Here is a 13237-nt window from a genome sequence, read left to right as displayed (position 1 = left end):
TTAATCTTTAAATTCTTTTAGCACGGCTTGGTTAGGCAGTTCATCATATCCCATATTGAACAAGGTAAATCCAAAAATATCGGCATATTGCTCAATGGTCTTGCTCACAGGAGTTCCTGCTCCGTGACCTGCATTGGTCTCAATTCTGATCAATGTAGGTTGATTTCCAGCTTGTTTTTCCTGCAATTCGGCAGCAAATTTAAAACTGTGTGCAGGTACCACACGATCATCATGGTCACCAGTTGTCACCAAAGTTGCTGGATAAGACGTTCCTTCCTTTACATTGTGTACAGGAGAATATCCTTTCAAATATTCGAACATTTCTTTGTTGTCTTCCGATGTGCCATAATCGTAAGCCCATCCCGCTCCAGCGGTAAAAGTATGGTAGCGAAGCATGTCCATAACACCAACAGCTGGTAAAGCCACTTGCATTAAATCTGGACGTTGGGTCATGGTGGCTCCCACCAAAAGACCACCATTAGATCCGCCACGGATGGCCAAATATTCTTTGGAAGTATAGTTTTCAGCAATCAAATACTCGGCTGCCGCGATAAAATCATCAAAAACATTCTGCTTTTGAAGTTTGGTGCCAGCAATGTGCCATTTTTTACCATATTCTCCACCTCCACGTAGATTGGGAACAGCATACACTCCACCTTGCTCCATCCAAACTGCATTTACAATACTAAAAGAGGGGGTCAAACTAATATTGAAGCCACCGTAACCATAAAGTATGGTTGGGTTTTTCCCGTTCAATTCCAATCCTTTTTTATAGGTGATGATCATCGGAACTTTTGTGCCATCCTTAGAATTGTAGAATACCTGCTTTGATTCATAATCCTCGGGATTAAAATCAATTTGAGGTTTCCAATACAGCTCGTATTCGCCAGATTCAACATTGAATTTATAGGACGATCCTGGTGTGTTGTAATTGGTAAATGAGAAATAAAATTCCTTATCCTCTTTCTTGCCGCCAAATCCACCAGCACTGCCTACACCAGGCAATTGCACTTCGCGAATCAATTTTCCATCATAATCGTATTGAAGCACTTTGGAAATGGCATCCACCATATACTCCGTGAAAAAGTAACCTCCACCAGTGCCTGCGGTCAATACATTTTCGGTTTCTGGAATCAAATCCGTCCAATTTTCAGGAGTTGGGTTTGATGCATCAACCACAACCACTTTTTTATTTGGCGCTTCACGGTCGGTCACCAAATAGAGTTTGGAACCTTCGTTGTCGATAACGTAAGTATCCGAATCAGTATCCCCTAAAATGGTAACCAATTCAGGATTTGGATTGGTGAGGTCCATCAAAAATAGCTTGTTTCCAGAAGTGGAAATAGATGCCGAAATGAAGAGGTAGTTTTGGTCTTCGGAAACATATCCACCTACATAACGGTGTTTTTCTTCTGGGGTACCACCAAAAATGATTATATCCTCGGATTGCGGTGTTCCCAATTTATGATAGTACAATTTGTGTTGATCGGTCTTGGCCGAAAGTTCACTGCCTTCAGGTTTATCATAACTGGAATAGTAGAAGCCTTCATTCCCTTTCCAAGAAATGCCACTGAATTTAATATCCACCAAAGTGTCTTCCACAATTTCCATGGATTCGGTATCGATGGTGATAGCTTTTCTCCAATCGCTACCCCCTTCTGAAATAAGATAAGCGGCTTTGGAACCGTCCTTGGTAAAATTAAGTCCCATTAAAGAGGTTGTCCCATCTTCAGAAAAGGTATTTGGATCCAAAAACACTTCTTCTTCGCCACCTCCTTTTTTGCGGTACACCACATATTGATTTTGGAGGCCATTGTTTTTGTAGTAGTAAGTATAGTCACCTTCTTTGAAAGGAGAGCCTACTTTTTCGTAGTTCCAAAGCTTTTCCAAACGGTTTTTAAGGTCTTCACGGAATGGAATTTTATCCAAATAACCAAAGGTGGCGGAATTTTGTTGTTTTACCCAAGCTTCGGTTTCTTCGCTTCGGTCGTCTTCCAACCAGCGGTATGGGTCTTTTACTTCGGTGCCGAAATAGTCCGTTACGGTATCGACTTTTTTTGTTGTAGGATAGGTCACTGCTATAGGTTCTCTTTTGGTAGTTTTTTGACAGGCCGTCAACAAAACGATGGTAGCCAATAGACTAATGTTTTTCATATAATTTGTTAGAATTGATTCTGATAAAAATACCATAAAATCAAGTAATCCCCAGAAGTCAAATACGGCTTTAACGAATTTTGTGAAAGAAAGACAGAAAGGGCATTATAAGTGCTAACCTTAAACGTTGAAAAAAGCTTGACAAGCTAAGATTTTTAAAAGTCTGGTTGCACTTAAATAATTCAAAACGTTAACGTAATGTTAATAAAAATGTAACATGGTAACATAAAATTGTGAGGAATTGTATTACATTGAGACCAAATGAAAACTAAAACTATTAGCATTATGAAAAAACCTCTTTTAAAGAGCGCAGTCTTATTGGCCAGCACAGGGATGATTTTATTCTCTTGTTCTGATGATTCTCAATCAGGGTTGGAAAGCCCCGAAAATCAAAGTATTCTTCCTGAAGAAGCAGTGATTTTTAATCAGGGCAGTTATGAAATTGATGGATCCTATATTGTAGTGTTCGACCAAAAAGTTACTGGCGATGTAGGGGCAAAATTTGGAACAGATTATAAATCGGCAACAGGAGCTGTAAAACAATTGGCCACTGAGGTGTTGGGAAGTCTTCAAATGAAGGGTGACCTCATCGAGCGAGTTTACAGCAAAACGTTGACTGGAGTTTCTGCGCGTTTGAGCAGTGATCAAGCCAACACTTTAAAATCAGACCCAAGAGTAGCATATATTGAAAAAGACCAAATGTTCACGTTGGCGCCTCCTCCAGGCAAAGGTCCAGGTGGTGGAGGTGGTGGAGGAACCACTGGTCAAGAAATTCCTTGGGGAATTGCTAGAGTTAATGGTGGTGCAACCTACACTGGAAATAACGTAGCTTGGATCATTGATTCAGGTATTGAATCTACCCATGAGGATTTAAATGTTGATGTAAGTAGAGGCTACAATGCCTTCACCAATGGACCTGATTCTGACCTTTCTGTTGACAAAAACGGTCACGGAACCCATGTGGCAGGTACTGTTGCAGCTCTAGACAATGAAATAGGCGTTGTTGGTGTTGCGGCAGGCGCAACCGTGATTCCAGTTAAAGTATTGGATCGTAGAGGAAGCGGTTCCTATTCTGGAGTTATTGCGGGCATCGATTTTGTGGCTGCCAACGCTTCCAATGGCGATGTTGCTAACATGAGTTTAGGTGGTGGATTCTCACAAGCAGTGAATGATGCAGTAATTAGCGCTTCATCCACAGTAAAATTTGCAATTGCAGCAGGTAATGAAAGTTCGGATGCCAATGGTTCATCACCAGCTTCTGCCAACGGAAATAATATTTATACCATTTCTGCAATGTCTGAAGGGGATAACTGGGCTTCTTTTTCCAACTATGGGAATCCACCAGTGGATTACTGTGAACCTGGAGTTGCCATCAAATCTACTTGGCCAGGCGGATACAACACCATTAGTGGAACCTCTATGGCTTCTCCACATGCTTGTGGCTTGTTGCTATTAGGAAATATTAGCAATGGAGGAACGGTAAGTGGCGATCCTGATGGGGATGCAGATACTATCGGAGTAAATTAACACTACCACTATAAAAATTAAGGGGCCAATTAGGCCCCTTTTTTATTTTATCGTTACTTCGGAAAACTTAGGAAACAGTCTCAGAAGTATTAGAAACCAAATTGTTTTCTACCAAATACTCTGCAATCTGAACGGCGTTGGTAGCAGCCCCTTTTCTTAAGTTGTCGGCCACGATCCACATGTTCAACGTATTCGGTTGAGTTTCATCTCTACGGATTCTACCCACAAAAACATCATCTTTTCCATTGGCATAAATCGGCATAGGGTAAGAGTTGTTCGCAGTATCATCCTGAACAATGATTCCAGGCGTTTCGCTTAAAATAGTGCGTACTTCTGCCAAATCAAAATCGTTGTGGAACTCCACGTTTACCGATTCGGAATGTCCTCCAGCGGTTGGGATACGCACTGCGGTTGCCGTAACTGAAAAGGTACGATCGTCCAATATTTTCTGTGGCTCACGAGCCAATTTCATTTCTTCTTTGGTATAGCCATTGTCCAAGAATACATCGCAATGCGGCAACGCATTTCGGTTGATAGGGTAAGGATATGCCATTTCACCTTCGATGCCAGCGGCCTCATTTTCCATTTGCTGAACGGCTTTTACCCCAGTTCCAGAAACGGATTGGTAAGTTGAAACAATCACACGTCTCATTTGGTATTTTTTGTGCAATGGATCCAATGCCATTACCAATTGAATGGTAGAGCAGTTAGGGTTGGCAATAATTTTATCCTCCGCTGTCAATTCTGATGCGTTGATTTCTGGAACCACCAATTTTTTGGTCGGGTCCATTCGCCATGCAGAAGAGTTATCGATTACCGTTGTGCCTACTTCCGCAAATTTGGGAGCCCACTCTAATGAAGTATCTCCACCTGCTGAGAAAATGGCAATATCAGGTTGTGCGGCAACAGCATCAGCCAAACCGATTACGGTAAATTCCTCATTTTTATAGGTAAGTTTTTTGCCCACAGAACGTTCTGAGGCAACTAACAACAATTCTGAAATAGGGAAGTTTCTTTCTTCCAACACTTTCAACATTACTTCGCCTACCATTCCGGTGGCTCCAACAACTGCTACTTTCATTGTAATTTAATTTCTTGCCGCAAAGGTAATTCAGTCAGCGAGTTAAACAAGCATTTTAGCAATGAATAATCAAAAAATAACAAAATGTTATAAATAAAACAACCATCAACATGTTAGCGAAACACATTGATGGTTTTTAAATGGTTATTGTGATGTAGCGGGGATGCTGAAATGAATCAGCACCAACGATTTTATTTCTTCAACAAATCGCGAATCTCTGCCAACAACTCTTCTTGGGTTGGACCCTTTGGAGCTTCTGGAGCAGGTTCTTCTTTTTTCTTCATTTTGTTCACACCTTTTACGATCATGAACATTACGAAAGCAACAATCAAGAAATCGATTACATTGGTCAAGAATGCACCATATAGAACTGCAATTTCACCCACTGTTTCACCTGCATCGTTTACAGTCCCCTCTGTTATCACATATTTTAAATCGTTGAAATCTGATTTGAACAGCAATCCAATCAATGGGGAAACAATTCCACCAGTAAAAGAAGAAACTACTTTATTGAAAGCAGCACCCATAACGAAACCTACGGCGATATCCACCAGGTTTCCTTTCATCGCAAAGTCTTTAAACTCTTTTAAAAATCCCATTTTATAGTCAAGTATTGGTTAACAGGGACAAATTAAGCAAAAAAGCATATGATTTTACCAAAATATTAGGGAAATCAACCTTCTTTAACCTCTCTTTTTACACGTTGAGAAATGGCAGTAAGGATCTCATAGGAAATGGTGTTTGCCCCTTCCGCAAAACTTTCTGCGGATTTGTCAGGACCAAAAACTAAAACTTCATCCCCCTCTTTGCAATCAATCCCTGTAATATCCACCATGATCATATCCATACAAACATTCCCAATTATGGGAGCTTTTTTACCATGAATCGTAACAATCCCTTTTCCTTTACCGTATTGTCTGCCAATGCCATCGGCATGGCCAATGGGCAACGTAGCAGTTTTCTTCAGTTCTTGGGATGAAAAAGCACGGTTATACCCTACGGATTCGTTTGGACCAATATGATGAATTTGTGAAATGATGGTTTTTAAAGTAGCCACAGGTTGAAGTGATGCATCCACAGCAGCTTCGTTTCCATAGCCGTACAATCCTATGCCGCTGCGAACCATTTCAAATTGCGCTTCGGGATAATTGATGATACCCGAAGTGTTCAACATGTGTCGCATTGGAGCATAGCCCAACTTTTGATTAAGGGCACCACTTAACTTTTTAAACGCTGCAATCTGATTTAGGCTGAATTCCCGTTCATTGGCATCTTCCGAAGCTGCTAAATGGGAAAAGGTAGAGACTACTTTTACATTTCTATTTTCCTTGATTTCATCTGAAATAAAGTCCAAATCAGATTCAGAAAACCCTAAACGGTTCAATCCGGTGTTGAATTTAATATGGATGGGATAGGCATCAAGCTGTTTCGAGCTAGCTTCAGCTAAAAATTGGGTTAGTATGTTTTTGGAATAGATACTGGGCTCAAGATTGTACTTGATCAAACCCTCAAAATTGGAAGCCAATGGATGTAGCACCAATATAGGAAGTTTGATTCCTGTATTTCTGAGCAAAACACCCTCGTTCTCATAGGCAACGGCCAAATAATAAGCGCCAAGCTGCTCTAGTTTTTTAGCGATAACCACCATATCACTTCCGTAGGCAAAGGCTTTTACCACACCCAAAAATTTGGTTTCTGGCTTTATTTTAGAGCGTAAATAGTGGTAATTGTGAGCCAAGGCGGATAGGTCGAGGACCAATGTTGTTTCGCCCACCTTACTCATTGGATGATTGTTTTTTGGATGTCACTTCTTCCGAATCCACATCCATTTCGTTAATTCTTTCCCGCAGCATCGCTTTAAAAAAGGCGGCACGGCTCAAAGGTTCATATTCTTCGGTTTCTCCCAAAAGCACCAAATTGTCGTTATGCGACTTACGAAAGCTATAATTGGCCAAATTTCCTGTACGGGTGCATACTGCGTGCACCTTGGTTACATACTCCGCAGTGGCCATCAAAGCGGGCATGGGACCAAAAGGATTGCCCTTAAAGTCCATATCCAATCCTGCAACCACAACGCGGACCCCTCTATTGGCAAGATCATTGCAAACCGTAACGATTTCATCATCAAAAAACTGGGCTTCGTCAATCCCCACCACATCGCAATCGTCTGCCAGCAATCGAATATTCGCCGCGGCAGGTACAGGAGTGGATCTTATTTCATTGGAATCGTGGGATACTACCATTTCTTCATGGTATCGTGTATCCACAATGGGTTTAAAAATTTCTACCTTTTGTTTGGCGAACTGGGCTCTTTTTAATCGACGGATGAGCTCTTCGGTTTTTCCTGAAAACATGGAGCCGCAGATAACCTCAATCCATCCAAACTGTTCTTTATGGTTGACCGTGTTTTCGAGAAACATACCGTATTTTTGAACGAAATTGTGTGTTTTCCCGTTATATTGGGACTAAGCACAAAGCTACTAAAAAAATATACCCCTAGTTTAGTACAAAATTTAACCTTTCGTTCTTAAAAGAATCGAGAAATTGATTATATTTTTAAAGTAAAGAAAATTAGTTATGATAAAGAAGTTGCGGGAAGAGTTGATCAAGCTATCCACCGAAATTATTACGGCTAGGGAGGATTCCGATTTGATCTCGATGTACGAAAAATCCAAAGAGATTTATGAAAAATTGGCCGTACTTAAGTTTATCGATGAAAAATTGAGTGATGTTGAGGTGGATACTTCCAAAAATGTCATCGCCACTCGGTTTGAAAAATTGGCCAATGCTGTTCTAAGTGGAAATATTTCTGTGCCCGAAAGCAATCCTCACCAAGATGATATTATTACAAGACCCTCGATGGCCACTATCAAGGATATTGTTTCGGAAATGCCATCCCAAGCAGATTTGGAAAGGGTATTCGCTGAATTTGTAGCCAAACCAGAAGTCATCAAAAATGATAAAGAGCAAGTAGGTGGACAGGCAGATACTCAAGTTGTGGCTGAAAAATCTACAAAAGTAAAATCTGTTAATGATAGGCATGCCAAAGATTTGCAAGTGGGCCTAAATGATAAATTGGCCTTTGTGAAGCATCTTTTCCATGACAGCATGGAGGATTATACTCGTGTGCTATCCCAGCTCAATACTATCGATTCTGAGGAGCGTTCTGTTTCTTTCATCCAAAACATGGTAAAACCCGAGTACGATGGCTGGAAAGGAAAAGAAGAATACGAAACCCGTTTTATTGCATTGATTCAAAGAAGATTTTCTTAAATCTAATTCCCAATAAGACCGTAACTTTGGTTTATGGGAAAATTATACCTTGTTCCAACCCCAATAGGAAATCTAGAGGATATCACTTTACGCGCCATTAAGGTGTTGAAAGAAGTCGATGTGGTGCTGGCCGAAGATACCCGTACCAGCGGCAAACTGCTGAAACATTTTGAAATTGATACGCCCTTACAGAGCCACCACATGCACAATGAGCATAAACAGGTGGAATCCTTGGTTCAAAAATTGAAAGGAGAGGCTACTTTTGCCTTGATTTCCGATGCGGGAACCCCAGCGATTTCCGACCCTGGTTTTTTATTAACACGCGCTTGCGTGGAAAATGATATAGAGGTGGAATGCTTGCCAGGAGCCACAGCATTTGTTCCAGCCTTGGTGAATAGTGGACTGCCCAACGACCGATTTGTTTTCGAGGGATTTTTGCCCGTAAAAAAAGGAAGACAAACCCGATTGCAGCAACTGGCCGAAGAGACCCGAACCATGGTTTTTTATGAGTCTCCGCATAAACTTTTAAAAACTTTAGCACATTTTGCTGAATATTTTGGGGAGGACCGACCTGTTTCCGTTTCCCGCGAATTGACCAAATTGTACGAAGAAACCGTTCGAGGTACGCTTTCAGAAGTTTTGCAACACTTCACTGAAAAAGCTCCCAAAGGTGAATTTGTAATTGTGGTTGGCGGGAAGAAATAAAGCCTATATTTATTTCTAGAATCAACTCAATGAAAATCAAAGCAATTCAACTTCGAAAACTGCTTTGTTTCCATCTTTGAGATAAATGGGAATAAATAATGGAATGGATACCTTGGGGTATAACATGTTTCACGGTAATCTGTGTTTATTTTTTGGACCGTTGGGAACACAAATGGGTCAAATCACTTTTTGATTGGGTACCCGCTATTTTGCTTTCCTACATTATTCCCGCCGTGATAAGTTATGTTTTTGGGCTTGATTTTTCCCAATCCAGCATACACGGGTTAAGTCGTGATTTTTTTATTCCATTGACCATTGTTGCCGTTATGGCAAGTTTATCCCTGCATCAGCTTAAATCCATTGGCTACAAACCCATTGTTGTTTTTTTGGCAGGCTCTTTATTTATTGCACTTTTTCCAGTGTTGTTTGTCATCCTTTTTGATAAAACCGAATTGGTGGCAACTACCTTATATGCAAATGGATTTTGGAAAGGGGTTCCGCCCATTGTTGGGAGTTGGATTGGGGGCAGCACTAGTCAATTGGTGTTGAAAGAACTCGTCAATTGTCCAGAGAACATTTTTCTTTCGGTGTTGATCATGGACAATATTTTGGTCAATGTATGGACTATTCTCATGTTTCAAACCATTAAAAAGAGTAATGCTTTAAATAAATCCTTTAGGATATCCGATCAAGAAATTCCTGAACGAATTCAAACCGAAAACGGAAGACTTCTTTCTCCTTGGTTGACACTGATTGTTATGCTTTTTGTAGTATTTGCCATTGATTTATTATTGAATGCTTTTGTGGCCAAAGTGGTTGTTTTGTCTTTTCTTGGATTGGCTTTGGGCAATTTTATCCCTAAATGGAATTTCCGATTCACCTTAAAATTGGGACGTATTTTAATTTTGGTGGTAATGTCAATTTTAGGACTAAAATTGCGATTTGATATGTTTGGGTTTGATATGGCCTTTTTCGGTTTTCTGTTGATTTGGCTGGGAGGGCATTTTATTTTCATGATCATTGTTGCCAAACTGTTGAACGTGAACATGGCTTGGGTGCCTATTGCAAGCATGGCCAATGTAGGTGGAATTGCCACTGCACCTGCCGTTACGGCCGCTTATAGAAGTAGTTGGATGCCCCATGCCATTATTTTAGCCATTTTAAGTATGGCCACAGGCACTTTTTGGGGGATGTTGACGATTTATTTGTTGGAGGGATTGATGGTGTGATCAATAACGAGAACCATCGTGCTTCCCTTTTTCCCAACCAATTTCACCTAAATATTTGTTGGCACTTTCCACAGCGCCATCTTCAATGGTAGTGCCCATGGAATCATTCCATCGGTTGAGGTAACCAAAAAGTGAAATTACCCCAAGAATTTCCACAATTTCACCATCATCCCAGTATTTGTGCAAACGTTTTTTTAAATCAGCATTTACAGTATTGGGTACTTGTGAGGCAGCAATGGAAAAGTCCAATGCGGCCCTTTCAGCTTCTGAAAAGGCAGGGTGTGTTCGGTATTCCCAAATATTGTCCAATTGCTCCTGTTCCGCCCCATAACGTTCAGCAGCTCGTATTGCATGGGCCTGACAATAGCGACATCCCGTAGCGTTGCTGCTTACCCAAGCCACCATTCGTTTTAAGGCTGAGGTCACGCGCCCTTCATTGGCCATTACCGCCTTGTTTAAATTAATAAATGCCTTTGAAATAGCAGGCCTATGCTGCATGGTGAGGACAGAGTTTGGACAAAACCCAAGAGTTTCGTTAAAGAACTCAGCAAGTTCTTTGGTTTCGAGGTCGTGGTCTGGGTCAAGTGGTAAAACTAAGGCCATGAATGAGATTTTAAATCGTATTTTTGACGCTACAAGAAACAAAAATTAAACATCATGACAAATCATATCACAACTACTTGGTTGGGTGGGATGAAATTCGAAAGTAACAACCCATCGGGAAAGACTTTAACCATTGATGCAGGGCCAGAAAGTGGCGGTGAAGGGGATGGATTGCGTCCAAAAGCATTGATGCTTTCAGCCTTGGCTGGATGCTCAGGTTTGGATGTGGCTTCCTTAATCAAGAAGATGAAGTTGGAAGTTGATGATTTTAAGATAGATACCATTGCAAATCTTACCGAGGAGCACCCCAAATATTACGATTCGGTAATTGTGGAGTACCATTTTTATGGAGCAAACCTAAAGGAAGACAAGCTTAAAAAAGCGGTTGATTTGTCCGTAGAAAAGTATTGTGGTGTTATGGAAATGTTCCGAAAGTTTGCTAAGTTGGATATTCAGATATTTTATCATACTAAGTAAATCAGTTATCGGAAAAGGGTCAAGCACAATGCTCAAGTTCAAATTCAGATAAATCATTTATATTTATTGGGTCAACCTCAGAATCAATTAAAAGATTTATGACTCAAAAAAAATTTGATTTAGAGGAAAGGTTTGTGGATTTGGCGGCTGACATCGCTACTTTTTGTCATGATTTAACCAACGATTTTACTGGTCAATTTTACGGGAATCAATTACTTCGTTCCGCTGGAAGCGCTGCCTTGAATCTTGGGGAAGCTCAAGGAACCAACTCAAACAAGGACTTTGTTTATAGGGCTACGATTACCTTAAGGGAATTGAAAGAATCAAGGGTAATCCTAAAGATCTTGAAGAAAATAAACTATGGCAATAAAGGAATTTGCATAGGGTTATTGGACGAAGTTGAACAATTGATTAAAATCACTGCTACCGTAATCAAAAAGAAAAAGTAACTCGAAATTTGAGATTGAGCTTAAATTTTGAACTTGAACTTTTAAAACTATGCGCTGGACCATTAAACCAAAACCTACCCAAGAATCCATCGATGCACTTGCCCAAGCTTTGGGAGTAGATGATTTGGTTGCTCAACTGCTGTTGCAACGCGGAATTACCAATTACGAACAAGCAAAAGCATTTTTTCGACCCGACTTGATCCATTTGCACAATCCATTTCTGATGAAAGATATGGATAAAGCTGTGCAACGGATAGAAATCGCCATAGCCAATCAAGAAAATATTCTGGTTTTTGGTGATTATGATGTGGATGGTACCACAGCCGTGGCGTTGATGTCCTCATTTCTTTTGGCAACCTATCCCAATGTGGCCACCTATATTCCCGATCGATACGAGGAAGGTTATGGAGTTTCCTATCAAGGGATAGATTTTGCCGAGGACAACAATTTCTCTTTGATCATTGCACTGGATTGTGGCATCAAGGCCATTGACAAGGTAGAATACGCCAAAGAAAAAGGAATAGATTTCATTATTTGTGACCACCACCGACCAGGTGATAAAGTGCCAGATGCTATTGCCATTTTGGACCCCAAGCAAGAGGATTGTGGTTATCCATACAAAGAATTATGTGGTTGTGGTGTAGGTTTTAAATTGATTCAGGCTTTGACAGTAAGGCAAGGAGGGTCGGTAAAGGATTTATTCCCTTATTTGGACCTAGTGGCTACGGCCATAGCAGCCGATATCGTTCCGATTACAGGAGAAAATAGGGTATTGGCCCATTATGGTTTGAAAGTAATCAATTCGAATCCAAGAATAGGAATCCAGGCCATTATTGATCAAACCCAAAAGAGCGAATTGACCATAACGGACGTGGTTTTCATCATTGCACCCAGAATCAATGCCGCAGGTCGAATGAAACATGGTCAACATGCAGTGGCCTTGCTCACCGAAACCGATTATGTAACTGCCCAAAAGTTTGCGCAAGAAATTGAAGCATTCAATACAGAGCGAAGAAGCTTAGATCAAGAAATTACAGAAGAAGCTTTGCTTCAAATCCGCGAAAATGAAGAAGAACAAAGATTTACTTCTGTTGTTTACAAAGAAGAATGGCACAAAGGCGTCATCGGAATTGTGGCTTCAAGGCTGACAGAAACCTATTACCGCCCAACCCTGGTTTTCACAAAAAGTGGCGACAAATTGGCTGCGTCCGCGCGTTCGGTAAAGGGGTTTGATATTTACAATGCACTAGAAGGTTGCTCTGAACATATAGAGCAGTTTGGGGGGCATATGTATGCTGCGGGATTAACCTTGTTGGAGGAGCAATACGAAGCATTCAAAAATCAATTTGAGAAAGTGGTTGCAGAAACCATTGATCCAAAATTATTACAACCCGAAATTACTATTGATGCCCAAATTGAAATGCAGCAGATAACCCCAAAATTCATGCGTATTTTAAAACAATTTGCCCCTTTTGGACCAGGAAATATGACCCCAGTTTTTATGGCAGAGGGATTAAAAGATTCGGGATACGCCAGAGGAGTTGGTGAGGGTGAGAAACATTTGAAAGCAAGTGTGCACCAAAATGGTACAACACCTATTGGTGCCATCGGATTTAATTTGGGAAATAAATTGGAAGTGGTAAAGCGAATAAAACCTTTCGATGCTGTATTTTCGTTGGACGAGAATGAATGGAACGGAACGGTGAGCCTGCAACTAAAACTCAGAGATATTCGCTAGC

13 protein-coding genes are annotated in these 13237 nt (G+C 40.7%); 7 read left to right on the top strand and 6 right to left on the bottom strand.

Features of this window, described 5'->3' with window-relative positions; translation table 11 throughout:
* Nucleotides 1–2154 (bottom strand): prolyl oligopeptidase family serine peptidase, encoded by a 2154-nt coding sequence (locus BLQ18_RS02345; RefSeq protein WP_090292250.1) that lies wholly within the window; start codon nt 2152–2154, stop codon nt 1–3.
* A gap of 285 nt (nt 2155–2439) precedes the next feature.
* Between BLQ18_RS02345 and BLQ18_RS02340 the strand changes: the two genes are divergently transcribed.
* On the top strand, nt 2440–3681 hold the full coding sequence (locus BLQ18_RS02340) for a S8 family serine peptidase (protein ID WP_090292248.1): 1242 nt from the start codon (nt 2440–2442) through the stop codon (nt 3679–3681).
* A gap of 67 nt (nt 3682–3748) precedes the next feature.
* Here BLQ18_RS02340 and BLQ18_RS02335 read toward each other — a convergent pair whose 3' ends face one another.
* From BLQ18_RS02335 to BLQ18_RS02320, 4 genes are all read right to left on the bottom strand, one after another.
* A complete protein-coding gene (locus BLQ18_RS02335; RefSeq protein WP_090292246.1) occupies nt 3749–4762 on the bottom strand; it encodes an aspartate-semialdehyde dehydrogenase in 1014 nt (337 codons plus the stop codon).
* Nucleotides 4763–4953: 191 nt separating this feature from the next.
* A complete protein-coding gene (gene mscL / locus BLQ18_RS02330; RefSeq protein ID WP_090292243.1) occupies nt 4954–5361 on the bottom strand; it encodes a large-conductance mechanosensitive channel protein MscL in 408 nt (135 codons plus the stop codon).
* A 74-nt stretch (nt 5362–5435) separates the two neighbouring features.
* On the bottom strand, nt 5436–6545 hold the full coding sequence (gene alr / locus BLQ18_RS02325) for an alanine racemase (protein ID WP_090292241.1): 1110 nt from the start codon (nt 6543–6545) through the stop codon (nt 5436–5438).
* The gene (locus tag BLQ18_RS02320) at nt 6538–7182 is read right to left on the bottom strand and encodes a thymidine kinase (protein WP_090292239.1); all 645 of its coding nucleotides are present in this window, start codon (nt 7180–7182) and stop codon (nt 6538–6540) included. Before BLQ18_RS02320 ends, alr begins: the two co-directional genes overlap by 8 nt.
* Nucleotides 7183–7339: 157 nt before the next feature.
* Between BLQ18_RS02320 and BLQ18_RS02315 the strand changes: the two genes are divergently transcribed.
* From BLQ18_RS02315 to BLQ18_RS02305, 3 genes are all read left to right on the top strand, one after another.
* On the top strand, nt 7340–8035 hold the full coding sequence (locus tag BLQ18_RS02315; protein WP_090292237.1) for a hypothetical protein: 696 nt from the start codon (nt 7340–7342) through the stop codon (nt 8033–8035).
* A gap of 33 nt (nt 8036–8068) precedes the next feature.
* The gene (rsmI, locus tag BLQ18_RS02310) at nt 8069–8740 is read left to right on the top strand and encodes a 16S rRNA (cytidine(1402)-2'-O)-methyltransferase (RefSeq protein WP_090292235.1); all 672 of its coding nucleotides are present in this window, start codon (nt 8069–8071) and stop codon (nt 8738–8740) included.
* Between the two features lie 98 nt (nt 8741–8838).
* Nucleotides 8839–9969, top strand: a complete 1131-nt coding sequence (locus tag BLQ18_RS02305) for a DUF819 family protein (RefSeq protein WP_090292233.1) — start codon at nt 8839–8841, stop codon at nt 9967–9969.
* Here the strand turns inward: BLQ18_RS02305 and BLQ18_RS02300 are convergent, their stop codons facing one another.
* Nucleotides 9970–10572, bottom strand: coding sequence for a carboxymuconolactone decarboxylase family protein (locus BLQ18_RS02300; RefSeq protein WP_090292231.1), 603 nt, complete (start codon nt 10570–10572; stop codon nt 9970–9972). It abuts the gene before it with no gap.
* Between the two features lie 54 nt (nt 10573–10626).
* Here BLQ18_RS02300 and BLQ18_RS02295 point away from each other — a divergent pair, with 54 nt between their 5' ends.
* From BLQ18_RS02295 to recJ, 3 genes are all read left to right on the top strand, one after another.
* A complete protein-coding gene (locus tag BLQ18_RS02295; RefSeq protein WP_090292229.1) occupies nt 10627–11049 on the top strand; it encodes an OsmC family protein in 423 nt (140 codons plus the stop codon).
* A 98-nt stretch (nt 11050–11147) separates the two neighbouring features.
* A complete protein-coding gene (locus BLQ18_RS02290) occupies nt 11148–11498 on the top strand; it encodes a four helix bundle protein (protein ID WP_090292227.1) in 351 nt (116 codons plus the stop codon).
* A gap of 49 nt (nt 11499–11547) precedes the next feature.
* Nucleotides 11548–13236 carry a single-stranded-DNA-specific exonuclease RecJ gene (recJ, locus tag BLQ18_RS02285; protein WP_090292225.1) on the top strand — a complete coding sequence of 563 codons (1689 nt, stop codon included), beginning with the start codon at nt 11548–11550 and terminating at the stop codon, nt 13234–13236.
* Nucleotide 13237: the final 1 nt, after the last annotated feature.

The organism is Flagellimonas zhangzhouensis, from assembly GCF_900102925.1.
Taxonomy (GTDB): domain Bacteria; phylum Bacteroidota; class Bacteroidia; order Flavobacteriales; family Flavobacteriaceae; genus Flagellimonas; species Flagellimonas zhangzhouensis.
Note: the sequence above shows the minus strand (reverse complement) of the source record. Positions and strands in the feature narration are given on the sequence as shown.

Coding starts and splice junctions, on each gene's coding strand:
- BLQ18_RS02290 (WP_090292227.1), top strand. CDS start 11,148: ATGACTCAAAAAAAATTTGATTTAGAGGAAAGGTTTGTGGATTTGGCG.
- BLQ18_RS02305 (WP_090292233.1), top strand. CDS start 8,839: ATGGAATGGATACCTTGGGGTATAACATGTTTCACGGTAATCTGTGTT.
- mscL (WP_090292243.1), bottom strand. CDS start 5,361: ATGGGATTTTTAAAAGAGTTTAAAGACTTTGCGATGAAAGGAAACCTG.
- BLQ18_RS02340 (WP_090292248.1), top strand. CDS start 2,440: ATGAAAAAACCTCTTTTAAAGAGCGCAGTCTTATTGGCCAGCACAGGG.
- recJ (WP_090292225.1), top strand. CDS start 11,548: ATGCGCTGGACCATTAAACCAAAACCTACCCAAGAATCCATCGATGCA.
- BLQ18_RS02295 (WP_090292229.1), top strand. CDS start 10,627: ATGACAAATCATATCACAACTACTTGGTTGGGTGGGATGAAATTCGAA.
- BLQ18_RS02345 (WP_090292250.1), bottom strand. CDS start 2,154: ATGAAAAACATTAGTCTATTGGCTACCATCGTTTTGTTGACGGCCTGT.
- BLQ18_RS02335 (WP_090292246.1), bottom strand. CDS start 4,762: ATGAAAGTAGCAGTTGTTGGAGCCACCGGAATGGTAGGCGAAGTAATG.
- BLQ18_RS02315 (WP_090292237.1), top strand. CDS start 7,340: ATGATAAAGAAGTTGCGGGAAGAGTTGATCAAGCTATCCACCGAAATT.
- BLQ18_RS02320 (WP_090292239.1), bottom strand. CDS start 7,182: ATGTTTCTCGAAAACACGGTCAACCATAAAGAACAGTTTGGATGGATT.
- rsmI (WP_090292235.1), top strand. CDS start 8,069: ATGGGAAAATTATACCTTGTTCCAACCCCAATAGGAAATCTAGAGGAT.
- BLQ18_RS02300 (WP_090292231.1), bottom strand. CDS start 10,572: ATGGCCTTAGTTTTACCACTTGACCCAGACCACGACCTCGAAACCAAA.
- alr (WP_090292241.1), bottom strand. CDS start 6,545: ATGAGTAAGGTGGGCGAAACAACATTGGTCCTCGACCTATCCGCCTTG.